Source organism: Variovorax sp. 05L425 (assembly GCF_056397705.1).
The window spans coordinates 1-25418 of sequence record NZ_JBFTNY010000031.1; the positions used below are offsets into that span (position 1 = coordinate 1).

General features: G+C 66.3%; 26 protein-coding genes. 15 read left to right on the plus strand and 11 right to left on the minus strand.

The window, feature by feature from the left end; translation table 11 throughout:
* Positions 1 to 148 precede the first annotated feature (148 nt).
* Both AC1DN9_RS26205 and AC1DN9_RS26210 read left to right on the plus strand, forming a co-directional pair.
* Positions 149 to 619, plus strand: a complete 471-nt coding sequence (locus AC1DN9_RS26205; protein WP_478104843.1) for a Bug family tripartite tricarboxylate transporter substrate binding protein — start codon at positions 149 to 151, stop codon at positions 617 to 619.
* Between the two features lie 90 nt (positions 620 to 709).
* Positions 710 to 1609: a dienelactone hydrolase family protein gene (locus tag AC1DN9_RS26210; RefSeq protein ID WP_478104844.1), complete on the plus strand. Its 900-nt coding sequence runs from the start codon at positions 710 to 712 to the stop codon at positions 1607 to 1609.
* 335 nt (positions 1610 to 1944) lie between these two features.
* Here AC1DN9_RS26210 and AC1DN9_RS26215 read toward each other — a convergent pair whose 3' ends face one another.
* The 3 genes from AC1DN9_RS26215 to AC1DN9_RS26225 form a co-directional block, all read right to left on the minus strand.
* Positions 1945 to 2841, minus strand: a complete 897-nt coding sequence (locus AC1DN9_RS26215) for a 1-acyl-sn-glycerol-3-phosphate acyltransferase (RefSeq protein ID WP_478104846.1) — start codon at positions 2839 to 2841, stop codon at positions 1945 to 1947.
* 71 nt (positions 2842 to 2912) lie between these two features.
* Positions 2913 to 3968 (minus strand): DUF3500 domain-containing protein, encoded by a 1056-nt coding sequence (locus AC1DN9_RS26220; RefSeq protein WP_478104848.1) that lies wholly within the window; start codon positions 3966 to 3968, stop codon positions 2913 to 2915.
* Positions 3969 to 3975: 7 nt separating this feature from the next.
* Positions 3976 to 4458, minus strand: a complete 483-nt coding sequence (locus AC1DN9_RS26225) for an adenosine-specific kinase (protein WP_478104849.1) — start codon at positions 4456 to 4458, stop codon at positions 3976 to 3978.
* A gap of 196 nt (positions 4459 to 4654) precedes the next feature.
* Here AC1DN9_RS26225 and AC1DN9_RS26230 point away from each other — a divergent pair, with 196 nt between their 5' ends.
* Both AC1DN9_RS26230 and AC1DN9_RS26235 read left to right on the plus strand, forming a co-directional pair.
* The gene (locus AC1DN9_RS26230) at positions 4655 to 4882 is read left to right on the plus strand and encodes a CDGSH iron-sulfur domain-containing protein (RefSeq protein WP_478104850.1); all 228 of its coding nucleotides are present in this window, start codon (positions 4655 to 4657) and stop codon (positions 4880 to 4882) included.
* Between the two features lie 25 nt (positions 4883 to 4907).
* A complete protein-coding gene (locus tag AC1DN9_RS26235; RefSeq protein ID WP_478104852.1) occupies positions 4908 to 5582 on the plus strand; it encodes a protein-L-isoaspartate(D-aspartate) O-methyltransferase in 675 nt (224 codons plus the stop codon).
* 13 nt (positions 5583 to 5595) lie between these two features.
* Here the strand turns inward: AC1DN9_RS26235 and AC1DN9_RS26240 are convergent, their stop codons facing one another.
* From AC1DN9_RS26240 to AC1DN9_RS26265, 6 genes are all read right to left on the minus strand, one after another.
* Positions 5596 to 6327 (minus strand): ribonuclease activity regulator RraA, encoded by a 732-nt coding sequence (locus AC1DN9_RS26240; protein WP_478104853.1) that lies wholly within the window; start codon positions 6325 to 6327, stop codon positions 5596 to 5598.
* A gap of 19 nt (positions 6328 to 6346) precedes the next feature.
* The gene (locus tag AC1DN9_RS26245) at positions 6347 to 7348 is read right to left on the minus strand and encodes a Bug family tripartite tricarboxylate transporter substrate binding protein (protein WP_478104854.1); all 1002 of its coding nucleotides are present in this window, start codon (positions 7346 to 7348) and stop codon (positions 6347 to 6349) included.
* 4 nt (positions 7349 to 7352) lie between these two features.
* Entirely contained in the window at positions 7353 to 8357 is a 1005-nt protein-coding gene (locus AC1DN9_RS26250; protein ID WP_478104855.1) for a Bug family tripartite tricarboxylate transporter substrate binding protein, read from the minus strand.
* Positions 8358 to 8377: 20 nt separating this feature from the next.
* Complete coding sequence (araD, locus tag AC1DN9_RS26255; RefSeq protein ID WP_478104857.1) at positions 8378 to 10117, minus strand: L-arabinonate dehydratase; 1740 nt, start codon at positions 10115 to 10117, stop codon at positions 8378 to 8380.
* Positions 10118 to 10225: 108 nt separating this feature from the next.
* Positions 10226 to 11257: a LacI family DNA-binding transcriptional regulator gene (locus AC1DN9_RS26260; RefSeq protein ID WP_478104858.1), complete on the minus strand. Its 1032-nt coding sequence runs from the start codon at positions 11255 to 11257 to the stop codon at positions 10226 to 10228.
* A gap of 37 nt (positions 11258 to 11294) precedes the next feature.
* On the minus strand, positions 11295 to 12407 hold the full coding sequence (locus AC1DN9_RS26265; RefSeq protein ID WP_478104860.1) for a 3-deoxy-7-phosphoheptulonate synthase: 1113 nt from the start codon (positions 12405 to 12407) through the stop codon (positions 11295 to 11297).
* A 110-nt stretch (positions 12408 to 12517) separates the two neighbouring features.
* On the opposite strand from AC1DN9_RS26265, the gene AC1DN9_RS26270 reads away from it, so the two are divergent.
* The 11 genes from AC1DN9_RS26270 to acs all read left to right on the plus strand — a co-directional run bounded on the left by AC1DN9_RS26270 (position 12518) and on the right by acs (position 22911).
* Complete coding sequence (locus AC1DN9_RS26270; RefSeq protein WP_478104861.1) at positions 12518 to 13432, plus strand: LysR family transcriptional regulator; 915 nt, start codon at positions 12518 to 12520, stop codon at positions 13430 to 13432.
* 203 nt (positions 13433 to 13635) lie between these two features.
* Entirely contained in the window at positions 13636 to 14052 is a 417-nt protein-coding gene (madL, locus tag AC1DN9_RS26275; protein WP_478104863.1) for a malonate transporter subunit MadL, read from the plus strand.
* A 5-nt stretch (positions 14053 to 14057) separates the two neighbouring features.
* A complete protein-coding gene (gene madM / locus AC1DN9_RS26280; protein ID WP_478104866.1) occupies positions 14058 to 14822 on the plus strand; it encodes a malonate transporter subunit MadM in 765 nt (254 codons plus the stop codon).
* A 13-nt stretch (positions 14823 to 14835) separates the two neighbouring features.
* On the plus strand, positions 14836 to 16518 hold the full coding sequence (gene mdcA / locus AC1DN9_RS26285; RefSeq protein WP_478104868.1) for a malonate decarboxylase subunit alpha: 1683 nt from the start codon (positions 14836 to 14838) through the stop codon (positions 16516 to 16518).
* Positions 16519 to 16528: 10 nt separating this feature from the next.
* The gene (gene mdcC, locus AC1DN9_RS26290) at positions 16529 to 16864 is read left to right on the plus strand and encodes a malonate decarboxylase acyl carrier protein (RefSeq protein ID WP_478104870.1); all 336 of its coding nucleotides are present in this window, start codon (positions 16529 to 16531) and stop codon (positions 16862 to 16864) included.
* Entirely contained in the window at positions 16861 to 17739 is an 879-nt protein-coding gene (locus AC1DN9_RS26295) for a biotin-independent malonate decarboxylase subunit beta (protein ID WP_478104873.1), read from the plus strand. The genes mdcC and AC1DN9_RS26295 overlap by 4 nt, the downstream gene beginning before the upstream one ends.
* A 14-nt stretch (positions 17740 to 17753) precedes the next feature.
* The gene (locus AC1DN9_RS26300; protein WP_478104874.1) at positions 17754 to 18455 is read left to right on the plus strand and encodes a biotin-independent malonate decarboxylase subunit gamma; all 702 of its coding nucleotides are present in this window, start codon (positions 17754 to 17756) and stop codon (positions 18453 to 18455) included.
* 17 nt (positions 18456 to 18472) lie between these two features.
* Positions 18473 to 19135 (plus strand): malonate decarboxylase holo-[acyl-carrier-protein] synthase, encoded by a 663-nt coding sequence (gene mdcG / locus AC1DN9_RS26305; RefSeq protein WP_478104876.1) that lies wholly within the window; start codon positions 18473 to 18475, stop codon positions 19133 to 19135.
* On the plus strand, positions 19132 to 19995 hold the full coding sequence (locus tag AC1DN9_RS26310) for a triphosphoribosyl-dephospho-CoA synthase (RefSeq protein ID WP_478104877.1): 864 nt from the start codon (positions 19132 to 19134) through the stop codon (positions 19993 to 19995). The genes mdcG and AC1DN9_RS26310 overlap by 4 nt, the downstream gene beginning before the upstream one ends.
* Positions 19992 to 20900 (plus strand): acyltransferase domain-containing protein, encoded by a 909-nt coding sequence (locus AC1DN9_RS26315; protein ID WP_478104879.1) that lies wholly within the window; start codon positions 19992 to 19994, stop codon positions 20898 to 20900. Before AC1DN9_RS26310 ends, AC1DN9_RS26315 begins: the two co-directional genes overlap by 4 nt.
* 46 nt (positions 20901 to 20946) lie before the next feature.
* Positions 20947 to 22911 (plus strand): acetate--CoA ligase, encoded by a 1965-nt coding sequence (gene acs / locus AC1DN9_RS26320; protein ID WP_478104881.1) that lies wholly within the window; start codon positions 20947 to 20949, stop codon positions 22909 to 22911.
* Positions 22912 to 23454: 543 nt separating this feature from the next.
* On the opposite strand, the gene AC1DN9_RS26325 is transcribed toward acs, so the two are convergent.
* Both AC1DN9_RS26325 and AC1DN9_RS26330 read right to left on the minus strand, forming a co-directional pair.
* The gene (locus AC1DN9_RS26325) at positions 23455 to 24450 is read right to left on the minus strand and encodes a Bug family tripartite tricarboxylate transporter substrate binding protein (RefSeq protein WP_478104882.1); all 996 of its coding nucleotides are present in this window, start codon (positions 24448 to 24450) and stop codon (positions 23455 to 23457) included.
* Positions 24447 to 25358, minus strand: coding sequence for a LysR substrate-binding domain-containing protein (locus AC1DN9_RS26330; protein WP_478104884.1), 912 nt, complete (start codon positions 25356 to 25358; stop codon positions 24447 to 24449). Before AC1DN9_RS26330 ends, AC1DN9_RS26325 begins: the two co-directional genes overlap by 4 nt.
* Positions 25359 to 25418: the final 60 nt, after the last annotated feature.

The window sequence follows — 25418 nt, forward strand, 5'->3', positions numbered from 1 at the left end:
ACCGTCGCGCTTGTACCCCACGACCAATCGGGCCTTCAACTCTGCGTGCTTTTCTGTCATGTCCACCTGTCCATGTTGATCTACATGGACAGGTAGCCTCTCAGTTCATCGCGTTGCAAGGAAGGGCGTGCTTGTTTGATCGCTTACGATGGAACTGCTCAAGTCGATGGCCGGCATCGATCTCGTGCACGTGCCTTACAAGGGCGGCGGCGCGGCACTGACTGACCTTCTCTCGGGCAATGTGCAGGCGATGTTCGTGAGCTATGGGACCGGCAACGCGCAGATCAAGGCGGGCAAGATCCGGGTTCTCGCGGTGACGTCCAGCCAACGCTCGCCAGCACTGCCGGATGTGCCGACCATCGCCGAGGCAGGTGTTCCGGGCTATGAATCCGGCGTCTGGTATGCGCTGCTCGCGCCGCACGGCACGCCCCCGGAAATCGTCAAGCGCCTGCATGACGGATCGGTGGCTGCGCTTCAATCGAAGGAATTGCGCGAGCGCTTCGCGTCGGACGGCGTCAAGCCCATCGGCTCGACGCCGGAGGAACTCACGAAATACATCCAATCCGAGCGCGTCAAGTGGGCTGAGGTCGTGAAGCGCTCGGGCGCAACGGTCGAATGAGAGGTTGAGGCTGCAGAGACGCATACACCCACCTTGATTGGCTACCGGCGTCCGGGCTATTCTGTGCGTCTTGACTTCACACGCCCCGCCATGCCGCCACGTCTTACCGCCAACGATTTCGACCAGGAACTGCTCATTCTTTTCGACGCCTACGTCCATGGCGATCTGGACCGGCGCTCGTTCCTGAGCCAGGCACAGAAATTTGCCAAGGCGGGCGTCGCGGCCACGACATTGCTGGCGGCGCTGAGCCCCAATTTCGCGGCCGGGCAGCAAGTACCGCCCGGCGATCCGAGGCTCAAGATCGAGCGCGTGAGCTATCCCTCGCCTTCCGGCAGTGGCACGGTACGCGGCTACCTGGTGCGCCCGGCGAGCGCCGGCGAGAAGCGGCTGCCCGCAGTGCTCGTCATTCACGAGAACCGCGGCCTCAATCCGCACATCGAGGACATCGCGCGGCGCCTGGCGGTTGACGGCTTCATGGCTTTCGCACCGGACGCCCTGACACCCCTTGGCGGCTATCCGGGCGACGAGGACAAGGCGCGCGAGGCTTTCGCGAAATTGGACCAGGCCCATGCACTCAATGACTTCCTGGCAGCCGCAACCTTGCTGAGATCGCGACCCGATGCCACCGGCAAGCTTGGCGTCGTCGGCTTTTGCTACGGTGGCGGCATCGTCCACCAGTTGGCGGTCAGGCTGCCTGACCTCGATGCAGGCGTCCCTTTTTACGGCAACACGCCTGCGCCCGCGGAAGCGGCCAAGGTCAAGGCGCCCCTGCTCATCCAGCGCGCCGAAATCGACGAGCGAATCAATGCGGCATGGCCCGCCTACGAAGCGGCCCTGCGTGCTGCGGGCGTGCGCTTCACGGCCTATCAGTATCCCGGCACACAGCACGGCTTCAACAACGACACCACGCCGCGATACGACGCGGCAGCCGCCCAGCTCGCCTGGTCGCGCACGGTTGCATTCCTGAAAACGCAATTGGGAGCCGACTAACCCGTCAGCCCCTCCACCTGCGCAGGGCGGACTTGGGAAGTATCAGCCGAACGACCAGGTCGCCTGCCGGCGTCCTGAAAGTGTCATAGGTCTCGGCACACTCCAGCGGGTCGCCGTTGCCGAGATAGAACTTGGGCTCCCGCTGCCGAGTGATCGTTCCGTACACACTCTTGACAGCGTATGTTGGAGTGCGGCGAAAGACGATATGGATTCGTCCGTCCGTGCCGCGTGCCCGAAAAAGATCGGTTCTCATTGGCCACCTCAGCGCGCTTCCGCACTCAGTATGGCGAGCTGAAATGGAAACTGTGTAAGACGCCTTCCAACCGCATGCGCGATCACGTCTGACTCGCCTCCCCGGCCGTGCGCTGAGCCGACCCGGTCGCGAAGATGAGGTCGCGCATCTGCGCTGCGATGGATGCGTCGAGCGGCTGCGCCCCGTCCGGCCCCGCGCTCGGCGAATTGCCGAATGTGACCCTGGCGACCAGATCGCGGTAGCGTGGCAGCGCCACCTGCAGCGCTGCAGCGAGCTTTTCCTTGTTGCGCTCCGTGCGACGCAACAGAGTGAGCGGATGCCTCTGTGCATCCGGCGAAATGACATGGCTCACCAGCGCGGGCACGAACCGCGTTCGAGGGGCCATCCGGGCGAACAAGGTATAGCTGCTGGACCAGTTCCGCAATGACGCCGCTGCCCGGTGCGGACCAAAGGTGGCGGGATCGGGCTCGATCTCTCCCGCCGGGAATGTCAGCAGAGCGCCGCCCTCTTGCAAGTGCCTGCCGGCAGTTCGAATGACGGCCATCCGCCCGCTTTCTTCATCAGGCAGAAAGATCAGTTGCCGCGCGACATTGGGCAAGGCGCGAAGAAACGGGCGATCCGAGGCAATCACCCGAAGGTCGGGACGAGACGCAAGACTGGTGAAGAGTGCGACCGTGTCGGTCATTCCGGGGTGGTTTGCCAGAATGATCACGGGACCTTGCGGCGGAACGTATTCCAGGCCGGAGGTGACGATGCCGGCGGTCATCCGGCTCATCAGCCACGCGCTGCCTTGCGCAAGGCCATGCTGGCCGACGCGGTTGTCGAACTCGTGCGCAGTCCATGCGAAGCGGCGGGCCGCAGGCTGAAACAAGCGGCCCACAGGCGTGCGGCGGAGGCCCAGCAGGCCCACCGAATCCATCAGGTCGACGATGTTGAGCTCGGTGAGTGTCTCGACCAATGGCGACGCGGTGGCGGTCATCTGCCGGTTGATGATTGAAATGGTACTGGCTGGGGCACGCATCCATTCTTTCAGATCGGGGAGGGCAACACTCAGTGCCGGTGGCTGCTTGCGCGTGCGAGGCGGTAGTGCTCGGCGAGCACGTCGCGCCCCCAGTCGCCCTCGAAGTCGCGCCACACGCTGTGGATGTGGTTGCCGCCCGAGTTGTCCCATTCGATCAGGAAGCGCGCGCCCTGGACGCGCCAGTAGTGCGGCTGGCCGCGCTCGGTGGCGCCGGCCCATCCGAAGCGGATGCCGTCCAGGCCGCCCGCACGCACGCGTTCCAGCCGCTGCTGCGCCAACGACGGTTCGGCCACCGAGGCCAGCGACTCGATGATGCGCAGCAGCATGGCCTGCTGCGCTGCGTCCATGGCGCTGAAGGCCACACCCACAGGTGCCATTGGATCCAGCTGCGCCGCATTGCGCGTGACGATGTCACCGAATGGCTGGGCACTGAAGATGGCCTGCTGGCGCTGCGCCGCCGAGAAGGCGGCCAGCAGTGCAAAGGCGCGGTCTTCTTCCTCGCCCAGCGCGCGCTGACCCTTGCGCGGGCCCCCGTTGCCGATGTCGCGCGGAACTTGCGCCGGATTGGCACCCAGGAACTGCGGCAGCGTGGCCACCACCTGGCCGTCGGCCAATGTGAAATGCAGCGAGAGATGGTGCCCTTCGATCCGCCAGCCCCAGGGCGCAGTGGCGTCCGGCGTGCCGAACAACACGAATGCGTAGTTCTCCGGATCGCGCGAGGGGCCGAAGGACTCGATCTCGCGCAGCGCGATCTCCAAGGCGATGATGGCCTGCACCTTGACCAGCCCCGGCTCCGACAAGGCCGCGGCCAGCAACTGCTGCGCTGCCTTGCGCTGGGCATCCTCCATGGTCTTGAATGCAATGCCGGGCCGCCTGCGCGGCGTGTAGTTCCAATCGCCACGCGCCTCCAGGGTGAACGGCCGCACCAGTTCTGGCCGCTGCGCCGCCGGCGTCGCCTCCAGCAACGCCCGCGCCGCGGCCGTCATCGCCTGCGCCGCGCGGCCGGTGTCGGCCGCGGTGGCGGCATGGGGCACTGCGGCGAGCAAGGTCCAGCAAGTCATCCAGGCGGACAGAGTGCGCAGCATGGTCGGCTCAGAGCTTGTAGCCGAACTGGCGCAGCAAGCCCTTTCGCGCCTCGACGTCGGATTCGGTTTCGATGCCCTTGCTGGTCGCGCCATCCACGACGCCGAGAATCCCGCGCCCGCTCCCGGTCTCGGCCACGACGACTTCCGTCGGATTGGCCGTCGCGCAGTAGATGCCGCAAACCTCCGGCACCGCCTTGATGGTGTTCAGGATGTTGATCGGAAATCCGCCGGTCATGAAGATGATGAAGGAATGCCCGCAGCCAAGCGCCAAGGCGTTCCTCTGCGCCAGTTCGATGAGTTGCGCGTCGTTCCCGGTTCGACGAACCAGTGCGGGGCCACTCGACTCGCAGAACGCGATGCCGAACTTCATTTGGGGCGCCGTCTGAACGATCGCCTCGTGCAGATCTTCGATCGTCTTGATGAAGTGCGACTGACCGAGGATGAAGTTCATGTCGGCCGGCTTGTCGATCGGGACGGTTGTGAGTTCCACGGCAGTCTCCTTCCAGCGAAACACCGCTACCCACCCATTTTGAGGAACTTGCAGGCGCCCTGGGCGGAGTGCCTCCTCGTCCAAGGGTCTCCCGGTTGAAGTTGCAGGAGCGCTTTGCTCAAATGCGGAAACAAGCGCCTTTTTGCGCGTGTGCTTCTAGGGCCTGTTAACAGGCCCCAACCCTGTGGAGGCAATCATGGCAAGACTGGTCATGCGCACGCGCAGCAAGCCCTATCCGGTGGACATCGGCGGCGAGACGCAATTCATCTGCGGTTGCGGCCTGTCGGCGACCCAGCCCTTCTGCGACGGTACGCACAAGCTGACACGCGATGAGCAGGAGGGAACGCTCTGCTGGTACGACGCCGATGTGCAGCGCAAGGAACTCGCGCACGCCTTCCCCAACATCCGCACCCCGAGCGAATAGGCTCGCCCGACACCCGGCAGGCGCCATGAGCGAACCGGATTTCACGATGCTGCGGCAGCGCATGCTGGCCGAGATCGCCGCCAAGACGATTTTCTCGACCACGTACCTGGGCAAGGCGGCACTGGATTCGAGGGTCATGAACGCCATGGCGACGGTGCCGCGCCACGCGTTCGTGCCGTTCGAACTGCGTCCCTATGCCTACGTCGATTCGCCCTTGCCGATCGGCTTCCGAAAGACGATCTCTCAACCCTTCATCGTCGCGGTGATGACCGACCTGCTCGGCGTGCAACCGACCGACACGGTGCTCGAGGTCGGCACCGGGCTGGGCTATCAGTCGGCCATCCTGGCGGAACTCGCGCACCGCGTTTTCAGTGTCGAGATCATCGAGGAACTGGCCGAGCAGGCCGTGCGACGGCTGGCCGACCAGGGGCGCACCAATGTCGAGATCAGGATCGGAAACGGTTGCCATGGCTGGCCTGAACACGCGCCATTCGACAAGATCATGGTGACGGCCGCGCCCGAGTTGATCCCGCCGGCGCTCATCTATCAGCTGAAGCCCGGCGGCACGATGGTGATACCGGCCGGCTTGCCCGACACACAGCAGCTCATCCAGCTCAAGAAGGACGCGCAGGGCTCAGTCACCACGAGGGAAATCTTCCAGGTGCTTTTCTCGACGCTCGAGGACACGGACACCGAATGATCGCTGGCCGAGCTCAGATGCCCTTGGCCTTTCGCCACACTTCGAATGCCGCCCTGGTGTCCGCATTCGGCGGATAGGTGCCGGCCAGCTTGGCGCCACCCTCGATGCGCTCGAGCACGAAGGCTTCCATCTTCTCCTGCTCAGTCGCATCACGCGCGACCTCTGCGGCCAGATGCTGCGGGATCACGACCACCCCTTCGTCGTCGCCCACGATCACGTCGCCCGGATACACCGCGACACCACCGCAGCCGATCGGCACGTTGAGGTCGATCGCGTGGTGGTGAATCAGGTTCAGCGGCGCACTGCCACCGGCGCAATAGACGGGAAAGTCCATCTGCGAAATGGGCCCGCTGTCGCGTACGGGCCCGTCGGAGACGAGGCCAGCGGCGCCGCGGACCTTGAGCCGTGTCGTGAGAATCTGGCCGCCCGAGGCCACGCGCTTTTCGCCGCGGCAATCGATCACCAGCACATGGCCCTCGGGCACGCTCTCGATACCCTTGCGCTGTGGATGGTTCGGATCGTCGAAGGCGCTGATCTGATCGAGGTCCTCGCGCGACGGGATGTTGCGCATCGTGAAGGCCGGGCCGACGAGATTGCCGCCGCTCGGTCGGGTCAGGCGTCCGACGCCTTGCAAATACACATTGCGAAAGCCGCGCTTGAAGAGTTGCGTGCAAAGCGTGGCGACGCTGACGTGGCGCAGCTGCTCGCGTGCTTCGCTGGAAAGCGATGGTGAAGGTGAAGACATGGCGTGTTCTGTCATGGAATCAGTTGACGGAGGCGCCGGATTTGCGGATCAGCTCATCCCAGCGCGGGATCTCTTTCTTCATCAGTGCCGCCAGTTGCTCGGGCGAGCCGGCCACCACTTCCATGCCGAGCTGGTTGGTGAGCTTGTCCTTCACCTCAGGCATCTGAAGGATCTTCGCGATCTCGGACGAAAGGCGCTGTGCAATCGGCGCCGGCAGGCCCTTGGGCGCATACACGGCCTGCCACGATGCCATCTCGAAGCCTTTCACGCCCGCTTCCTGCATGGTCGGCAACTGCGGCGCGAGCGCCATGCGCCTGGCGGTGGTCACGGCCAGCAGCTTGAGCTTTCCGCTTTGCACCAGCGGCAGCGCGGCCGTGATCTGGTCGAACATGAAGGTCACCTGTCCCGACGACACGTCGAGCATCGCAGGAGGCGTTCCCTTGTACGGGATGTGCGTGAGCTTCACGCCGATCGAGTCACCGAACAGCTCGCCCGCAAGATGTGTCGAGGTGCCGGCACCCGATGACGCGAAGGTGCGTCTGGTCGGATCCTTCTTCAGCAGCGAGACCAGGTCCGCCACCGAGTTCACGCCCAGATTCGGGTCGACGATGAGCACGTTCGGCAAGAAAGCCACGAGCGAGATCGGGTCGAAATCCTTCACCGGGTCATAGGGGAGGTTCTTGTAGAGGCTTGCGTTGATCGCGTGCGTGCTGATCGTGCCGCCGAACAGCGTGTAGCCGTCGGGCTTGGCCTTGGCGACGAAGCCTGCGCCGACGGCGCCTGCGGCGCCAGGCTTGTTGTCGACGATCACTGGCTGGCCCAGCGCTTCGCCAAGCTTCTGCGCAATGAGGCGGCCGATCACGTCGGTCGACCCGCCGGGCGTGAAGGGCACGACGTAGGTGATCGGGCGCGTGGGCCATTTGTCGGTGGTCTGCGCCGGCGCGATCGCGGGGCTCGCGAGCAAGAGCGCCGCGCTCAGTTGGAACACCGCACGAAGTGCGTGAAGACGGGTGGTGTGCATGTCTCTACTCCACCCTGACGCCGCGCGTCTTGATGACCTGGCCGTAGCGCGCCTTGTCGGTCTCGATGATCTTCTGCAGTTCGGCCGGCGTGCTGCCGCGCGGCGTGGCGCCTTGCGCGATCAGCGCCTGTCGCATGTCCTCGGCGGCTACCACTTCCTTCACATCGGCGGCGATCTTGTCGACAAGCGCCTGCGGCGTTCCGGCGGGCGCGAGCAATGCGACCCATGAGCCTGACTCGGCGTTGGGCACCCCCTGTTCCGCCAGCGTCGGCACGTCGGGCATCGCGGGCGAGCGCTGCGCGCTGGTCACGGCCAATGCACGCAGCTTCCCCGTCTTCACGTAGCCGGAGGTTTCGAGGATCGAGGCGAAAAGCATGTCGACGTGCCCCGCCATGAGGTCGGTCATGGCCGGCCCGCCGCCTTTGTAGGGCACGTGCACGAGCTTGATGTCCCCAGCCTGCTGGAAGATCTCGGCCGTCAGGTGCGGGGATCCACCGCTGCCGGAACTGGCAAAGGTGTACTTGTCAGGCGAAGCCTTGGCCAGCGCGATCAACTCCTTTGGCGTCTTCGCCGGCAGGTCCGGCCGCACGACGAAAGCAAAAGGCAAGTCCGCGAACAACGACACGGGCATGAAGGCCTTGTCAGGTTCGTAGGCCATCTTGTAGAGCGAAGGATTGATCGATTGCGTGCCCACGTTACCGATGAGGAAGGTGTAGCCGTCGGGTTTGGCCTTGGCCACCACGTCCATGCCGACGATGCCGCCCGCGCCAGTGCGGTTGTCCACGACGACCGTCTGGCCCCACTTCTTGCCAAGGCGCACAGCCAGCAGCCGCGCGGCGATGTCGGTGCCGCCGCCCGGCGAGAACGGCACGACGAAGGTGACGGGACGCGTCGGCCAGCCCGCCGGCACTTGCGCACCGGCCGCCAGGGGCACGAGCGGCAAGGCGACGAGCGCGAGTCGTGTGGCGAGGCGGCCGAAACGGCGGCGCGGGAAAGCTTGTGTCTCCATGCTCTTCTTTCGATGGGGGTTCAGTGGATCTCTGGCTCGGATGGGCCGGCCGCCTCGGCATAGTCCGGCGCAAGGAAGTCGAAGTCGCAGCCGGTGTCGGCCTGCTGCACATGCTTGAGGAACATCACGCCATAGCCGCGGCTGAATTTCGGGATCGGCTTGCGCCATTCGGCGCGGCGCCTCGCGAGTTCCTCCTCACTCACCGCCATGTCGATGCGGCGCGCGTCGACGTCGAGCGTGACCAGATCGCCGTCCCGCACCAGCGCCAGCGGACCGCCCACATGCGATTCGGGCGTGACGTGCAGCACGCAGGCGCCGTAGCTGGTGCCACTCATGCGCGCATCGCTGATGCGCACCATGTCGCGCACCCCTTCCTTGAGCAGCTTCTGCGGGATGGGCAGTTGACCCCACTCGGGCATGCCGGGCGCGCCCTGCGGGCCGGCGCTTTGCAGGACGATCACGCTGTCTTTCGTGACTGGCAGGTCAGGGGCGTCGATGCGCGCGGCGAGGTCGTCGTAGTTGCGAAAAACGACGGCCGGACCGGTGTGGCGGCGCAGATGCTGCTCCATCGCGGCCGGCTTGATGACGGCGCCATCGGGCGCCAGGTTGCCGCGTAGCACCGCGAGGCCTCCGCTCTCGAGCAAGGGTTGCTCGCGCGAATGGATGACATCGGCGTTGTAGACCTCGGCGCCGGCCATGTTTTCGGCCAGCGTCTTGCCGTTGACAGTCATCTGGCTGCCATCGATGAGCTTGCCCATCTGGACCAGGAAGGCGCGCAGGCCGCCTGCATAGAAGAAGTCTTCCATCAGGTACTTTCCGCCCGGCCGGAGGTTGGCAATGACGGGCGTCGAGCGCGCCAGCTCATCGAAGCGCGTGAGGTCCAGCGGCACGCTGGCGCGGCGTGCCATCGCGATCAGGTGCACGATCGCGTTGGTCGAGCCGCCAAGCCCGAGAACAGCAGTCACGGCGTTGTCGAACGAAGCCGGCGTGAGGATGTCGAGCGGCTTCAGGTCTTCCCACACCATGTCGACGATGCGCCTGCCGGTGTGGGTGGCCATCATCGCGTGACGCGAATCGGCCGCGGGAATCGATGAGGCACCCGGAAGCGTCAGGCCGAGCACCTCGGTCGCGCTGGTCATCGTGCTGGCCGTGCCCATGGTCATGCAAGTGCCGGGCGAGCGCGCGATGCCGTCTTCCACGTCCTGCCAGTCCTGCTCGGAGATGTTTCCCGCCCGCAGTTCGGCCCAGTACTTCCAGGTGTCCGAACCCGAGCCGAGAAAACTGCCCTTGTAGTCGCCGCGCAGCATCGGGCCGGCGGGAACGAAGATGGTCGGGAGGTTCATCGCCAGGGCGCCCATCACCAGACCCGGCGTGGTCTTGTCGCAGCCGCCCATGAGCACGCAGCCGTCGGCGGGATAGGAGCGCAGCAGTTCTTCCGCCTCCATGGCCAGCAGGTTGCGATACAGCATGGTGGTCGGCTTCTGAAAGGCCTCTCCGAGGCTCATCGTCGGGATCTCGACCGGAAAGCCTCCGGCCTGCCAGACGCCGCGCTTGACCTCCTCCACCCTCTGCTTGAAGTGGGTGTGGCAGGAGTTCATGTCGCTCCAGGTGTTGAGGATCGCGATCACCGGCTTGCCCAGGTAGTCGTCGCGGCTCAGGCCCATCTGCGCCGTGCGCGACCGGTGGCCGAAGCTGCGCAGATCTTTCACGCCGTACCAGCGGTGCGAACGAAGGTCTTCCGGTTTCTTGCGTGAACTCATGGGGTTGTCTCTTCTTGCGCGTCAAATGTTAGCGCTGTCATTACATCATAGACAACAACTGCAGCAGCGGTCAACCGCCAATTTCAGTCGGTTGCCAACAAGGAGATCTCAGGTGCTCTGACGCTCGATCAGCGAGAAGCCGAGGTCGATGACCTTCTGTTCGACCTCGCGCCCCTCGGCCCGGTCGACGATGAAGCGCGCCGCCTGCCGGCCGATGCCTGTGCCGTCGATGCGAACGGTGGTGATGGCCGGGTGCGCGTGTTGTGCAAAGGCCAGATCGCCGAAGCCGATGACGGCGAGGTCCTGCGGCACGCGCAATCCACGTGCCTGCGCCTCCGTGATCACGCCATGGGCCAGCGCGTCGGAGCTGCAGGCCACGACATCCGTGGCCGGATGGGCGTTCAGCACGTCGGCGAGCGCGGTGCGGCCGCTGCCCAGGGTCGTCGGCGCCGGCACGTTGTGTACCGGCACGGTCGAGCCGCCGAGCGCCTTCCAGGCCTCTTCGAAGCCGGCGCGGCGCAAGTTCGCGCGCCGATCGTCGCCGGTGACGATCGCGGGCCTTCTGTAGCCCTTGCGGTGCAGGTATTGCGCTGTGGCGGAACCCGCTTTCTCGTGCGAGAAGCCGACCAGCATGTCGACGGGTGTCGGAGTCAGGTCCCAGGTCTCGACGACAGGAATGCCAGAGGCCAGCAGGCGGCGCCGTCCCTCGGCCGAACGCATGATGCCGGTCAGCACGATGCCGTCCGGGCGCCGGCCGATGATGGCGTCGATCAGTGCGTCCTCGCGCGAATTGTTGTAGCCGCTCTGCCCCAGCATGAGTTGGTAGCCCTTCTCGGCGAGCGCCTCCGTCAAGGCCTGGATCGTCTCCAGGAACACCGGCCCGGCAATCGTCGGCACCAGCGCCGCGACCAGACGGCTACGGTTCGATGCCAACCCGCCTGCCAGCATGTTGGGCACGTATCCGGTGCGCTCCACGGCCAGCCGCACCTTCTCGCGTGTCTCCGGCGACACCAGGTCGGGTGTATTGAGCGCACGCGAGACGGTGATGGCCGAGACCCCCGCCAGCCTGGAGACGTCGTTCAGCGTAATGCCACCCGTGCCGCGCCGCGATGCTCTGCCGGAGGTGGTGTGCTGGCTCAAGAAAAGGACTCCGAAGAAAGGACTCCAAATGTTAACGCTAACGTCGTCGGCTGCGCACCGAGCTTGCCAGCTCATTCAGGACCGGAAGCGTCTGCGCAAAACTGATGCAGGCGTCCGTGATCGAGACGCCGCGCTTGAGCGCCACGCCGGGAACCAGATCCTGTCGGCCTTCCTCGAGATTGCTTTCGATCATGACGCCGGTGATGCGTCGTTCGCCTGCGGAGATCTGCTCCGCCACATCGCGTGCCACGACGATCTGGCGCTGATGCTGCTTGCTGCTGTTGCCGTGCGATACGTCGATCATGACCTGCTCCCTCAGGCCACCGGCACGCAGGGCCTCGCAACTCGCAGCCACGTCTGCGGCCGAATAGTTCGGCGTTTTTCCACCACGCAGGATCACGTGACAGTCGTCGTTGCCGCGGGTCTCGAAGATCGCCGCCATTCCCATCTTGGTCATGCCCATGAAAGCGTGCGGAGCCCTCGCGGCAAGGATGGCGTCGGCGGCCACCTTGATGCTGCCGTCAGTCCCGTTCTTGAAGCCGACCGGGCAGCTGAGCCCTGAGGCGAGTTGGCGATGGCTCTGGCTTTCTGTAGTGCGCGCTCCGATGGCGCCCCATGCGATGAGGTCGGCGATGAACTGGGGACTCAACAGGTCGAGAAACTCGGTACCCGTCGGGAGCCCCAGCAGCGTCAGCTCGAGAAGCAGGCGCCGCGCGCGCTCCAGGCCCTCGTTGATGGCGAAGCTGCCATCCAGATGCGGGTCATTGATGTAGCCCTTCCAGCCCACGGTCGTGCGCGGCTTCTCGAAATAGGTGCGCATGACGATCAGGAGGTCGTCTTCGAGATCGTCAGCCGCCTTCTTCAGTTGGTGGGCGTATTCGATGGCCTGGTCATGGTCGTGGATCGAACAAGGCCCGACCACGACGATCAATCGGTCGTCGCGACCGTGCAGGATATTGGCGATCGCGGCGCGGCTGGCTTCCACGAGGGCGAGCGTGTCGTCCTGGACCGGCACTCGCTCCTGCAGGAGCGCCGGCGTCATCAGCGGGCGAACCGCGCCGATGCGCACGTCATCGATGCGGGTGGTGTCGATGGTGCTGTCGCGCGAGCCGATCTCGGCATCGTGGAGGGGGTCGTCGAGCTTCGGCATGGTCTTGCGGGTCGAATGAGAAAGCCGACATTTTCCTTCAGCGACAACTCGAAGAGCTCGAAGACCTACGCATTGGCACTACGATGAGTCCTTCAAGGACGATCCGCCCAATGCTCATACGCATCGACGAGGACATCACATTTCGCAAGCTCGAGATCCTCCTGGCCTTCATGGAAACAGGCAATCTTGCGCGGGCTGCCGAGCGGCTCGACATCAGCACCGTGAGCGTGCACCGCGCGCTTCATTCGCTCGAGACGGGCATGCGATGCGCGCTCTTCCGCCACGAAGGCCGCAACCTGCATCCCACCGACGCGGCGAACACGCTGGCCGAAGCGGCGCGCGACGTGCTGCGCACGATGTCCGAAGGCATCCGCGCGACGCGCGACGTGGCCGGCTATTCGGCTGACCGGATCCGCATCGGATCGCTCTATTCGCTGACCAGCCGGACGGTGCCGAGCATCGTGATGGGGATGAAGGTGCGCAAGCCCGAACTGCACCTGGAACTGGTGCTCGGCTCCAATGCCGACCTGCTGCAACGGCTGCGCGATGGCGTGATCGACGCCGCGCTGCTCGGCCTGCCCGAAGGCGCGGCCGACGTGGAATCGGAGCTTCTGTTCGAGGATGACATCTTCTTTGCCGCGCCCACGGGCTCGCCCTACGGCGAGATGCAGCAGGTCGACCTGGGCGCCTGCGTCAACGAGCGTTTCGTGAGCCTGGGCGAAGGCTTCGTGACGTACACCGGCTTCCGGGACTCGTTTCGCGTTGCCGGCTTCACCCCCAACGTGGTCATGGAAACCGGCGACATCTTTTCGTTGATGAACCTCGTGAGCGGCGGCATCGGCTACACGCTGCTGCCGGGCCGCGTGCGCGGCGTGATGCCGCAGCGCGTGCAGTTGATTCCCCTGCAGAAGCGCTATCTCATGCGCCAGAAGATCGGCGTCAGCTTTCTGCGCACGCGGGAGCGCGACCCCAATCTGCTGGCGCTGCTGGCGGTGTGCCGGATGGCGCGCGCAGAGTTGGCCTGAGCGGGCGCGAGCCCATCTCGCCGGTTCAGGGTTAACCCTCGATCGTTTCATTCCGAGCGTTTTTGCGCGCGGGTGGTTAATTGATCGCATCCGGGGCGCCCGATACCTTTCGTCTCCAGGGAACAGCGCTTTTTCTGCCAGGCAGGCAAGGCCAAGTTCCTCCGGGTCGCGCAGTCGCGCGGCGCGAACCAAGGAGACCACTCATGATCATCTACGGCACCGCGCTGCTGGCAGTCTGCCATCTGCTCGGCATCTTCATCGGCGACTTGCTCGGGCAGGCACTGGGCGTCAAGACCAACGTAGGCGGTGTCGGCATCGCCATGCTGTTGCTGATCTTCGCCCGCATCTACATGCAGAAGAAGAACATGCTGCCCAAGCTCACCGAGGTCGGCGTGGAGTACTGGGGCGCGATGTACATCCCGGTCGTCGTCGCCATGGCAGCACAGCAAGACATGGTGTCGGCCCTGCGCGGCGGCCCCGTGGCGCTGTTGTCGGCGATCGGGGCGGTCGCTGCCTGCGCCGTGGTCATCGCGGCGATCAATCGCACCGAGCGTCCGGCGCACGAACCTGCGCCCTCCCCCATGCTGCACGACAACCCCCTGCTCGCCGAAGTGGAGTGACCACCATGCTCGAAATCCTCGAAAAAGCCGCCGCCCTGAACGGGCTCGTGACCGCATTCGCCATCGTCGGCTTCATCGTTCTCATCTCGGGGCAGATCTCGCGCCGGCTGACTTTCGGCCGCGTCCATGGCTCGGCCATCGCCATCGTGATCGGCCTGGGGCTTGCCTATTGGGGCGGCACACAAACCGGCGGCCACAAGGGCCTGGCCGACATGTCGCTGTTCGGAGGCATCGGCCTGATGGGTGGTGCGATGCTGCGCGACTTCGCCATCGTCGCAACCGCCTTCGAGGTGCAAGCGACCGAAGCGCGCAAGGCGGGTTTGATCGGCGTGGTCGCGTTGTTGCTGGGCACGGTGCTGCCCTTCATCGTCGGCGCTGCCGTCGCCTGGAGCTTCGGCTACTCGGACGCCGTGAGCATGACGACCATCGGCGCCGGTGCGGTGACCTACATCGTCGGCCCGGTCACCGGCGCAGCCATTGGGGCCACCCCCGACGTGATGGCACTAAGCATCGCCACCGGCCTGGTGAAAGCCATCATCGTCATGGTCGGCACGCCGATCGCGGCGAAGTTCCTCGCCTTGAAGACGCCGCGCTCCGCGATGGTGTTCGGCGGCCTGGCAGGCACGGTCAGCGGTGTGTCCGCAGGCCTTGCCGCCACCGATCGCAAGCTGGTGCCCTACGGCGCGCTGGTCGCGACCTTCCACACCGGCCTCGGCTGCCTGCTCGGCCCGTCGCTGCTGTTCTTCGCCGTCAAGGCCTTCGTGCATTGAGGACATCACCCCCATGGACCGCATGAACTGGAACTCCAAGACCGCCAACCGCACGGCGCGGCTGGCAAGGGTCTCGCAAGCCCTCGGCGCGAAGCGCGCTGGCAAGGTGGTGGCCACCGAAGCCATTGCCACGCTGCTCGAAGCCGTGCTCGAACCCGGCGACCGCGTCTGCCTCGAAGGCAACAACCAGAAGCAGGCCGACTTCCTGGCGAAGGCACTGGTGGGCCTCGATCCCCAGCGCGTGAATCGCTTGCACATGGTGCAGTCAGTGCTGGCGCTGCCGGAGCATCTGGACCTCTTCGAGAACGGCATTGCCTCGCGCCTCGACTTCAGCTTTTCGGGGCCGCAGGGCGCGCGGCTGGCCAAGCTGGTGTCGGCGGGGCGCATCGAGATCGGCGCGATCCACACCTACCTCGAACTGTTCGCACGGTATTTTGTCGACCTCACGCCCAAGGTGGCGCTGGTGGCGGCTCAGGCGGCCGATGCCGAGGGAAATCTCTACACCGGCCCCAACACCGAGGACACGCCCGCCATCGTCGAGGCAACCGCGTTTTCGGGCGGCATCGTCATCGCGCAGGTCAACGAACTGGTCGACGGCACGACGACCACGTTGCCGCGTATCGACATCCCGGCCGACTGGGTCAGCTACGTGGTGAAGGCGCCGCGCCCGAACTTCATCGAGCCGCTGTTCACGCGCGACCCTGCGCAGATCAGCGAGATCCAGGTCTTGATGGCCATGATGGCGATCAAGGGCATCTACGGCGAGTACGGTGTGCAGCGCCTGAACCACGGCATCGGTTTCGACACCGCGGCCATCGAGCTGCTGCTGCCGACCTACGGCGAATCGCTGGGCCTCAAGGGAAAGATCGCGAAGCACTGGGCATTGAATCCGCACCCGGCGCTGATCCCGGCGATCGAGGCGGGATGGGTCGAGTCGGTGCACTCGTTCGGTTCCGAGCTGGGCATGGAGGACTACATCCGCGCGCGCTCCGACGTGTTCTTCACCGGTCCCGATGGCAGCCTGCGCAGCAACCGCGCCTTATGCCAGGCGGCAGGCCACTACGCCTGCGACCTGTTCATCGGGTCGACCCTGCAGATCGACCTCGACGGCAACAGTTCGACCGCGACGCTGGGCCGCATCGCGGGCTTCGGCGGCGCGCCCAACATGGGGGCCGATGCGCGCGGCCGGCGGCACTCCAGCCCCGCCTGGCTGAAGGCCGGCCGCGAGGCACGCGCCGGACGCAGCGGCGCTGCCGGCACGCCGCGAGGACAGAAGCTGGTAGTGCAGATGGTCGAGACCTTCCGCGAGCACATGCAGCCGGCCTTCGTCGACCGGCTCGATGCCTGGACGCTGCAGGAGCAGGCCGGCATGGAACTGCCGCCGATCATGATCTACGCCGATGACGTGACGCACATCCTCACCGAGGAAGGCATCGCCAACCTGCTGATGTGCCGCAGCGATGCCGAGCGAGAACAGGCGATCCGCGGCGTGGCCGGCTACACCGCCGTGGGGCTGGGACGCGACAAGCGCGCGGTGGAGAACCTGCGCGACCGCGGCGTGATCCGCCGGCCGCAAGACCTCGGCATCGACCCGCGCGATGCCACGCGCAACCTGCTGGCCGCGCGCAGCATGCGCGACCTCGTGCGCGCATCCGGCGGCCTGTACCAGCCGCCCAAGCGCTTCCGCAACTGGTGAAGGATTCAACATGAGCGACATTCCCGTCGGGCTCGAAACCCTGGACTTTTCTTTCGCGGGCGGCCGAGCTGTCGGCGCCTTTGCGCCGGTGCTCGTCGGCGTGGTGGGCTCGGGCAATCTCGAAGTGATGCTCGAAGCCGCCGCCGGCGACAGCTGCGCAGTGCGCGTCGAGACTTCCGCGCGCGGCTTCGGTCCGATCTGGCAAGCCGTCGCCGAAGACTTCTTTGCGCGCCACCCGATCGGCGGCGTGCGCGTCTCGATCAACGACATGGGCGCGACGCCCGCCGTCGTGAGCCTGCGGCTGGACCAGGCCGTGGCCGAACTGCCTGAAGGAGCATCCGCATGATCAGCTTTGCCGAATGCTCCGCACGTGAGCGCCTCGCCCTGTTGCTCGACGCGGGCAGCTTTCACGAATGGATTCCGCCATCCGAGCGGCTGACCAGTCCGCATCTGGCACAGCTGGGCGTGCCTTCGGCGTTCGATGACGGTGTCGCCATCGGGCGCGCGAAGCTCGATGGACATGACGTATTCGTCGCTGCACAGGAAGGCGCCTTCATGGGTGGCGGCGTCGGCGAGGTGCACGGCGCCAAGCTGGTCGGCTTGCTCCGGCGCGCCTTGCGCGACCGGCCTGCCGCCGTGGTGCTGTTGGCGGAATCCGGCGGCGTGCGCCTGCACGAAGCCAATGCTGGATTGATCGCAGTGTCGGAAGTGATGCGCGCCGTGCTCGACGTGCGTGCAGCCGGCATCCCGGTGGTCGTGCTGATCGGCGGCGCGAACGGCTGCTTCGGCGGCATGGGCATCGTCGCGCGCTGCGCCGACTTCATCGTGATGAGCGATGTCGGGCGGCTCGCGATGTCGGGGCCCGAAGTCATCGAGGCATCGCATGGCGTGGAGGAATACGACTCGCGTGATCGGGCGTTGGTGTGGCGCACCAGCGGTGGCAAGCATCGCTGGCTGACGGGGGATTGCGACGCGCTCGTCGAGGACGACGTGCAGGCTTTCCGTGCAGCGGCGATGGCCGCGATCAAGAAGTCGCGGCCAGTCACCCTCGAAACGCTCGAGGCCGAGCACGCACTGCTCGAAACGCGCCTGCACTTGCTTCCGCAGGAAACCGATGGCGCCGATGCGGCGACGTGGCTGTGGCGTGAACTCGGCATCGACAAGGCCGAGTGCGTGCCCGAACTGGATGTAGGCGCGGTGCGCGATCTGCGCACGGCATAACAAGGCGAACGAACATGAACTGGAACCACGTTGTGACCCGGCTCTTCGGGTCTTATCACGGCATGCGCGCTGCAGGCGACTTTCTCAAAGGCGACTTGATTTTCGAAGGCCGCCCCCTCACGGTCGTCGGGACCACGAACCACGCGCCCATCGGCGTCGCACTGGCCCTGGCACAGGCCCGCGTGATCCTCGACACGATCGAGCAGCATCCGAGGCGTCCGATCCTGCTGCTGATCGACACGCAGGGCCAGCAGCTGCGCCGACGCGACGAGACCCTCGGCATCAATCGCGCGATGGCGCACCTGGGGATGTGCATCGACATGGCGCGTCGACGCGGCCATCCCGTCATCGGACTGGTTTACGACCAGGCGCTGTCGGGTGGCTTCATCACCTCGGGGCTGATCGCGGATGGCTGCTACGCCTTGCCCGAGGCCGAGATCCGGGTGATGCGGATTCCGGCGATGGCGAGGGTGACCAAGCTTTCCGAAGAAATACTCACGGCGTTGTCGCAATCGAACCCGGTGTTCGCGCCAGGCGTTGGCAACTACGTGGCGATGGGCGGCGTTCGCGCGTTGTGGGACGGCGACCTTGCAGCCGCACTGCGCGACGCCCTGGCGAACACGCCTGTCGAGGACACGCGCGCGCAGGACGGCGCCGAGCGTGGTGGACGCAAGCTCGCGGCATCCGTGGTCCAGCGCGTGCTGGCCGAGGCATGACGAAACGGACATGCACCATGGAAGCGCTGCGCAGGCATCGGCTCGTTCGCCTGACCTCGGATGGCTGGGCCACCGTGCTGGCCCGGCCTTGGGACGCGCCGGCACGCGACTGCCTGGCGCACTGGGCGGCCAACGGTTTGCCGCTGGTCGTGACGCGGCAATCGCCTGTCGCCGGCAGCGACGTGACCGCCCTCGGCTTGCCTGCTCCTGCTTGCTGGGAACGCCGGCGTATTGCGCTGCACGTTGCGGCCTCTTCCCTCCTCGGCTTCGAGGAGTTCCCCGAACTGGCCGCGGTGCTGACGTTGTTGCCGGAATCGGCGCGGGCCGCAGCTTGCGATCTGCAAGCCGGCCTGAGGGGTTGCGGCGCAAGTGCGCGTGTCTTCGGCAGCTACGGATGGCAAGCACTCACCGGCCTCGATCACGTTCGGCCGGGTTCCGACCTGGATGTCTTGGTGCAGGTTGAAGATGCCGCACACGCGGATGACGTGGCGCATCGACTGGGCAACTCTGCGATAGCGCAACCTCGACTGGATGGGGAGCTCATGTTTCCCGATGGCAGCGCAGTCGCCTGGCGCGAGTGGTCTCAGTGGCGTGCGGCTCGCACGCGCGCCGTGCTGGTCAAGCGGCTGACCGGCGCGATGTTGTTGCGCAACGCCTCCCTTGCGGCGCTTGAAGCATGAACGCGGCCACCTTCCCGGTCAGGCTCGGTTCAACGCTCACGCCGGCGGCGATCGGACACGCCGCGACGCTCGCGCTGCACGACGAACTGGCGCTGGCGCCCAAGCCTGGTCTCGTCACGCCATTCGACAACGGCAGCCACGACGACATGGACGCACACACCTTCATGCGAAGCCTGTTCGCATTGCGCAGCTACTTCGTGCGGATTGCCGAGGCCGGCCATGCAGGTGCGGATTTCAGCGAACTCGAGCGCTGCGGCATCGCCGCCGAAGCGCGCATGCTGGCCGCGACCCAGGGTGTCAACACGCATCGTGGCGCGATCTTCATGCTCGGCCTGGTGTGTGCGGCAGCCGGCACTGTGGCTCGCGAATGCGATGGCGCGATGCACGCCGTTCAACTGCGCGACGCCTTGCGCCGGCATTGGGGCGCTGCGTTGACCGCACGCAGCCGGCGCGTGTCGACGCTGCCCGGCGGCATCGCTACGCGGCTACTGGGCTTGCGCGGCGCGTCGGAAGAAGCGGCGTTGGGTTTCCCGGTGTTGTTCGAGGTGGCTGTACCGACGTTGGCGAATGGGCTCGCAAGGGGCCTGTCGCCACAGTTCGCGAGGCTCGACACCTTGTTCCATGTGATGGCCGTCCTCGACGACAGCAACCTCGCGCATCGCGGCGGACTGGCCGGATTGCGCCACGCGCAAACCGCTGCGCGGAAGTTCATCGACGACGGCGGCGTTGCGAGCACCGACGCGTTGGCGCGAGCCCGATCGATCGCCGATGACTTCGTCGCCCGGCGCCTCTCGCCCGGCGGCGCGGCGGACACGCTCGCCGCGGCATGCTGTGTCATGCGCATTTGTGCAGCACCATGAGCTTCGCACTGCTCTTCTCCGGCCAAGGCACCCAGCACGCGGCCATGATGCCCTGGCTCGCCGAAGACGAACGCGTGGCCGAGATGCGTACTCGGCTCGGCGTGGACGATTGGCGACGCAGCCTCGAAGATCCGGCGTGGGCGGCAAACAATGCCAACGCACAGACACTGCTGACTGGCCTCGCACTGGCAGCATGGGCTCAGCTTGCGCCGATGGTCCCGCCGCCTGCAGCCGTGGCGGGCTACAGCGTCGGCGAACTCGCTGCCTTCAGTGCCGCAGGCGCGTTCGGCATCGCCACCGCGACGGCCCTGGCGCCCTTGCGCGCCGCCGCCATGGACAAGAGCGCCGCGCATGTGCCGGGTGGCCTGCTCGCCATCAACGGCCTTGCGGAATCCGCGCTGGAGCAACTGCGCGCAAACACCGGCCTGGCCCTCGCCATCCGCAACGGCATCGAGAGCGTCGTGCTGGGCGGCCCGACGGCAGCGCTGGAGCAGGCGCAACGGATCGCCGCAAGCGAAGGCGGGCAATGCACCCGGCTGAAGATCAACGTCGCATCCCACACGCCATGGATGCGCGAGGCGGCCGAACGCTTTGCGCGAACGCTCGCGGACGTGCCCTTCGAATCGCCGCAAATCGTGCTGTTCAGCAATGCAGGCGATCGCGTTGGCGATGCCCGCGCCGCCAGAGCAGCGCTCGCGGCCCAGATCGCGCAGACAGTGCGCTGGGACGAGTGCATGGAGAACATCGCTGCGCGCCAGGTGCGTTGCGTGCTCGAGATCGGCCCGGGCCAGGCGCTCACGCGCATGTGGAACCAGCGCTACCCGGCCATCCCGGCGCGCGCCTGCGACGACTTCCGCAGCGTTGCCGCCATCGCGAGTTGGCTGCGCGCGCATTCGGATGACTGAATTTCGCCATCACCCTCTTTTTGAACTGAAACCAAGGACCCACACCATGAGCGTCGAAGCAATCACCCGCGCCGCACCCAAAGTCGAACTGCAGCGCGCGCACGTCAACGGCATGGCCGCCTACGAAGCGCTGGTGGCCGAGGCCGAGGCCGACTACGCCGGCTACTGGGCCCGCCTTGCGCGCGAGTTCGTCACGTGGAAGACACCCTTCTCGCGATCGCTCGACGACAGTAACGCGCCCTTCTTCAAGTGGTTCGAGGACGGGACGCTGAACGCCTCGTACAACTGCCTCGACCGTCACGTCGATCGCGGCCTCGGCAACAAGGTCGCGATCGTCTTCGAAGCCGACGACAGCGAAGTCACCCGCGTCACCTACAGCGACTTGCTCGCACGAACCTGTCGCCTGGCCAATGCGCTGAAGACGCGTGGCGTGAAGAAAGGCGACCGCGTCGTCATCTACATGGCGATGAGCGTCGAGGGCGTGGTCGCGATGCAAGCCTGCGCGCGCATCGGCGCCACCCACTCGGTGGTGTTCGGCGGCTTTTCGGCGCAGAGCCTTCGTGATCGCATCGAAGGCGCCGGCGCGGTGATGGTGATCACGGCCGACGAGCAGGCCCGCGGCGGCAAGCACCTGCCGCTCAAGGCCATCGTCGACGACGCCATCGCGCTCGGCGGCTGCGAGTCGGTCAAGGATGTGATCGTCTATCGCCGCACCGGCGGCAGCATCGCCTGGCAGCCATCGCGAGACCGCTGGATGCACGAGGAGACGCGAGGCCAGCCGGACGTTTGCGAGCCTGAATGGGTCGGCGCCGAGCACCCGCTCTTCCTGCTGTACACCTCGGGGTCGACCGGCAAGCCCAAGGGCGTGCAGCACTCGACCGGCGGCTATCTGCTTCATGCCGCGCTCACGACGAAGTGGACCTTCGACCTGAAGGACGATGACGTGTTCTGGTGCACGGCCGACATCGGCTGGGTCACCGGCCACACCTACATCGCCTATGGCCCGTTGGCGCTGGGTGCGACCGAAGTGGTGTTCGAAGGCGTGCCGAGCTATCCGGATGCGGGGCGCTTCTGGAAGATGATCCAGGACCACAAGGTCACCGTGTTCTACACGGCGCCGACTGCCATTCGCTCCCTGATCAAGCTGGCCGAGGGGGATGCAGCCGTGCACCCGAAGCGCTTCGACCTGTCGAGCCTGCGCATCCTCGGCTCCGTGGGCGAGCCGATCAACCCTGCAGCCTGGGAGTGGTACCACCAGCACGTGGGCGGTGGGCGCTGTCCGATTGTCGACACCTTCTGGCAGACCGAGACGGGCGGTCACATGATCACGCCCCTGCCCGGCGCCACGCCGCTGGTGCCTGGCTCGTGCACGCTGCCTTTCCCGGGCATCTCGGCGGCGATCGTCGACGAGACCGGCAACGACGTGCCCAACGGACAGGGCGGCATCCTGGTGGTGAAGAAACCATGGCCCAGCATGATCCGCACCATCTGGGGCGAACCTGAGCGCTTCAAGAGCAGCTACTTCCCGCCGGAACTCAAAGGCTGCTACCTCGCGGGCGACGGCGCGATCCGCGACGAGAAAACGGGCTACTTCACCATCACCGGCCGCATCGATGACGTGCTGAACGTGTCCGGCCACCGCATGGGAACGATGGAGATCGAGTCGGCACTGGTCTCCTGCACCGACCTGGTGGCCGAGGCGGCCGTGGTCGGTCGCCCGGACGACACGACGGGCGAGGCAATCTGTGCCTTCGTCGTGCTGAAGCGCTCACGGCCAACGGGTGACGAAGCGAAGAAGATCGCCACGGAATTGCGCAACTGGGTCGGTCGCGAGATCGGGCCGATCGCCAAGCCGAAGGAGATCCGCTTCGGCGACCAGTTGCCAAAGACGCGCAGCGGAAAAATCATGCGGCGCCTGTTGCGATCGCTGGCCAAGGACGAGGCGATCACGCAAGACACCTCGACGCTGGAGAACCCCGCCGTGCTTGCGCAGTTGGCGGAGAGGAATTGACGGGCTGCCCGATGGCGACGTCAGGGCGGCGGCGGGGCGGCTCTTTTCGACCGCGCAGCGGGCTGTGGGGCCGTCACGTCAGGATCCTGGCGCTCGGCAACACCTGGTTCGTCCGGTTGACGCGCAGCCCGTTGCGCGTTGGCGGCGGCGGCAGGACTCGGGTGGGTTTGCAAATGCGGATCGCCGGGAGCAGGGGCGCCCTTCGCGTCGGACGGCGCCGGCACAGGCGTACCCTTCGAAATTTCGGCTGGGGCTCGTTGCGATGGCGGCACCGCATCCGACGGCTGCTGTGCAAACGCAAACGTCGCGATCAGAAAAAGGGTCAAGAATGCCAAGCCGCGTCGTCCCCACGGCCGCTTGCGCTGAAAGCGGAACTCACGCTGAAACCGAGGCCGGAAATGCCCAAGGCTGATCGTCATAAGAAGCTGTCGATGGCTGTTGGATCAACCTAGCGCGACCCGCCAGGAACACGCGTGCGTCCCGATCCCGAGCGCTCGTAGGCGATCGCCGTCTGGATGCCCTCGGGCTCAACGGCCGAGCGCCCTATTCGAGCCGCGTCCCCAGCCCATGGACCAGCGCCCGATTGCGCCGGCGGTCTTCCGCGACATCCTGCGCGAAGGCCTCGAGGCTGCCATGGACCGCCATGTTGTGCGCAACGCGCAGCCGCGCGATCAGCAGTTCGCTGTCGAGCGCGCGGTTGATCTCGGCATTGAGCCGATAGACCACTGCGGCCGGCGTATGCGCCGGCGCGAAGATGCCGAACAACGACACGAGGTTGGCCTGCGGATAGCCGAGCTCGGCCAGGGTCGGCACCTCGGGCAGCACGTCGAGTCGCTCGGGCGCGCCGACGGCCAGCGCGCGCAGCCGGCCGGCGCGCAGGTACTGCAGCTGCAGCGCGGCGACGTTGGTCGACAGCACCTCGAACTGTCCGCTCAGGGCATCGTTGAGCTGCCGGCCGCCGCCCTGGTAGGGCACGTGCGTGATCGCGGTGTGGCTTTGCACGCGCACCTGTGCCAGCACCATGTGGCCGACGGTCGCCACGCCCGAGCTGGCCCAGCGCACGGCGCCCGGATTCGCGCGCGCCTGCGCGATCAGATCGTCGAAGCTGCGTCCCGCAAAGGCCGGCGTGGCGGCCACCAGCACCGGCGTGCGCATCACGCTCGCGACCGGGACGACGGTGTGCAGCGGGTCGGCGTCGCCATGCACGAGCAGCGGATGCAGCGTGACAGGGCTCAGCGCGGAGAAGGCCAGCGTGTGGCCGTCGGGTGCCGCACGGGCCAGCACCTCGATGCCGACGCTTCCGCCCGCGCCGGTTCGGTTCTCTACCAGCACCGGCACGCCAAGCGCCGGGGCGAGCTGCTCGGCCAGCGCACGCGCTGTCGCGTCACTCACGCCACCCGCGGGATAGACCACCAGCAGGCGTACCGGCCGGCTCGGCCAGGGTGCGGCGTCCGGTGCCGCATGCAACGCGGGCGCGATACCCTGCAAGGCTGCGGCGCCCAGGGCCATGCGTGCGAGATCGCGGCGCCGCAGGCTCATCGTGCCGCGAGCTCGCGCAGCAAGGCCGCGAAGTGGCGCGCCGGAAGGTTGTCCTCGTCGGCGCGGCGAACGAGGGTGATCGGTGCATCGAGGGCACCGCTGCCGGCCAGCCCGCAGTAGGTGATTGCGTGCGCGTGGGCGCCGGTCATCGAGGCCGGCACCACCGACAGCCCGACCCCCGCGGCGACGAGGTTGAGGTTGGTCATCATGCGATCGACCTCGGCCACCACGCGCGGCTGCAGCCCCTTCGCATGGCAAAGCGCGAGCAGGTCGGCATAGAGGCCCGGCGCGCCGGGCCGGCGCACGAGGATCAGCCCTTCGGTGCACAGCTGCGCGAGCGACAGCGGCCGCGCGCGTTTGCCGGCGCGGGCGAGCGCATAGCGATGGTCGCTCGGCATCGCGACCACGACCGGCTCGCGCAGCAGCGTCTCGAACAGCAACCCCTCGGGCCGTGCGACCGGCACGCGCAGCAGACCGCAGTGCAGCCGGCCGGCCACCAGCGCATCGGTGAGTTCGGCCGCGTTGTTCTCGCGCAGCAGCAGCTCGACTTTGGGATAGGTGCGGCGAAACGCGCGCAGCGCCTCGGGCATGAAGCGATGTGCCGCGGCCGAACTGGTGAAGCCGACCGACAGCGCACCCTCCTGCCCCTGCGCCACGCGCGCCATGCGCTGCTGCATGGCCTCCATGTTCTGCAGCATGCGCGTGGCCTCGATCTGGAATTGGCGCCCGGCCTCGGTCAGCGCGACGCCGCGCGGATGGCGGCGGAACAGCTCGACGCCGAGCTCGCGTTCGAGCGCCTTGATCTGCTGGCTGAGCGGCGGCTGCTGGATGCCGAGGTTTTCCGCAGCGCGCGTCATGTGGCCGGTCTCGGCCACGGCTGCGAAGTAGCGAAGCGGTCTCATCTCCATATTTTTTTCATATCGAAAGTGGCTCTTTATTTTATTTGACGCTAAGTCACCCTGCCAACT

Bases quoted from the DNA above. Each gene is read 5' to 3' on its own strand.
- AC1DN9_RS26205 (WP_478104843.1), top strand. From the start codon at position 149: ATGGAACTGCTCAAGTCGATGGCCGGCATCGATCTCGTGCACGTGCCT.
- AC1DN9_RS26210 (WP_478104844.1), top strand. From the start codon at position 710: ATGCCGCCACGTCTTACCGCCAACGATTTCGACCAGGAACTGCTCATT.
- AC1DN9_RS26215 (WP_478104846.1), bottom strand. From the start codon at position 2,841: ATGACCGCCACCGCGTCGCCATTGGTCGAGACACTCACCGAGCTCAAC.
- AC1DN9_RS26220 (WP_478104848.1), bottom strand. From the start codon at position 3,968: ATGCTGCGCACTCTGTCCGCCTGGATGACTTGCTGGACCTTGCTCGCC.
- AC1DN9_RS26230 (WP_478104850.1), top strand. From the start codon at position 4,655: ATGGCAAGACTGGTCATGCGCACGCGCAGCAAGCCCTATCCGGTGGAC.
- AC1DN9_RS26235 (WP_478104852.1), top strand. From the start codon at position 4,908: ATGAGCGAACCGGATTTCACGATGCTGCGGCAGCGCATGCTGGCCGAG.
- AC1DN9_RS26240 (WP_478104853.1), bottom strand. From the start codon at position 6,327: ATGTCTTCACCTTCACCATCGCTTTCCAGCGAAGCACGCGAGCAGCTG.
- AC1DN9_RS26245 (WP_478104854.1), bottom strand. From the start codon at position 7,348: ATGCACACCACCCGTCTTCACGCACTTCGTGCGGTGTTCCAACTGAGC.
- AC1DN9_RS26250 (WP_478104855.1), bottom strand. From the start codon at position 8,357: ATGGAGACACAAGCTTTCCCGCGCCGCCGTTTCGGCCGCCTCGCCACA.
- araD (WP_478104857.1), bottom strand. From the start codon at position 10,117: ATGAGTTCACGCAAGAAACCGGAAGACCTTCGTTCGCACCGCTGGTAC.
- AC1DN9_RS26265 (WP_478104860.1), bottom strand. From the start codon at position 12,407: ATGCCGAAGCTCGACGACCCCCTCCACGATGCCGAGATCGGCTCGCGC.
- AC1DN9_RS26270 (WP_478104861.1), top strand. From the start codon at position 12,518: ATGCTCATACGCATCGACGAGGACATCACATTTCGCAAGCTCGAGATC.
- madL (WP_478104863.1), top strand. From the start codon at position 13,636: ATGATCATCTACGGCACCGCGCTGCTGGCAGTCTGCCATCTGCTCGGC.
- madM (WP_478104866.1), top strand. From the start codon at position 14,058: ATGCTCGAAATCCTCGAAAAAGCCGCCGCCCTGAACGGGCTCGTGACC.
- mdcA (WP_478104868.1), top strand. From the start codon at position 14,836: ATGGACCGCATGAACTGGAACTCCAAGACCGCCAACCGCACGGCGCGG.
- mdcC (WP_478104870.1), top strand. From the start codon at position 16,529: ATGAGCGACATTCCCGTCGGGCTCGAAACCCTGGACTTTTCTTTCGCG.
- AC1DN9_RS26295 (WP_478104873.1), top strand. From the start codon at position 16,861: ATGATCAGCTTTGCCGAATGCTCCGCACGTGAGCGCCTCGCCCTGTTG.
- AC1DN9_RS26300 (WP_478104874.1), top strand. From the start codon at position 17,754: ATGAACTGGAACCACGTTGTGACCCGGCTCTTCGGGTCTTATCACGGC.
- mdcG (WP_478104876.1), top strand. From the start codon at position 18,473: ATGGAAGCGCTGCGCAGGCATCGGCTCGTTCGCCTGACCTCGGATGGC.
- AC1DN9_RS26310 (WP_478104877.1), top strand. From the start codon at position 19,132: ATGAACGCGGCCACCTTCCCGGTCAGGCTCGGTTCAACGCTCACGCCG.
- AC1DN9_RS26315 (WP_478104879.1), top strand. From the start codon at position 19,992: ATGAGCTTCGCACTGCTCTTCTCCGGCCAAGGCACCCAGCACGCGGCC.
- acs (WP_478104881.1), top strand. From the start codon at position 20,947: ATGAGCGTCGAAGCAATCACCCGCGCCGCACCCAAAGTCGAACTGCAG.
- AC1DN9_RS26325 (WP_478104882.1), bottom strand. From the start codon at position 24,450: ATGAGCCTGCGGCGCCGCGATCTCGCACGCATGGCCCTGGGCGCCGCA.
- AC1DN9_RS26330 (WP_478104884.1), bottom strand. From the start codon at position 25,358: ATGGAGATGAGACCGCTTCGCTACTTCGCAGCCGTGGCCGAGACCGGC.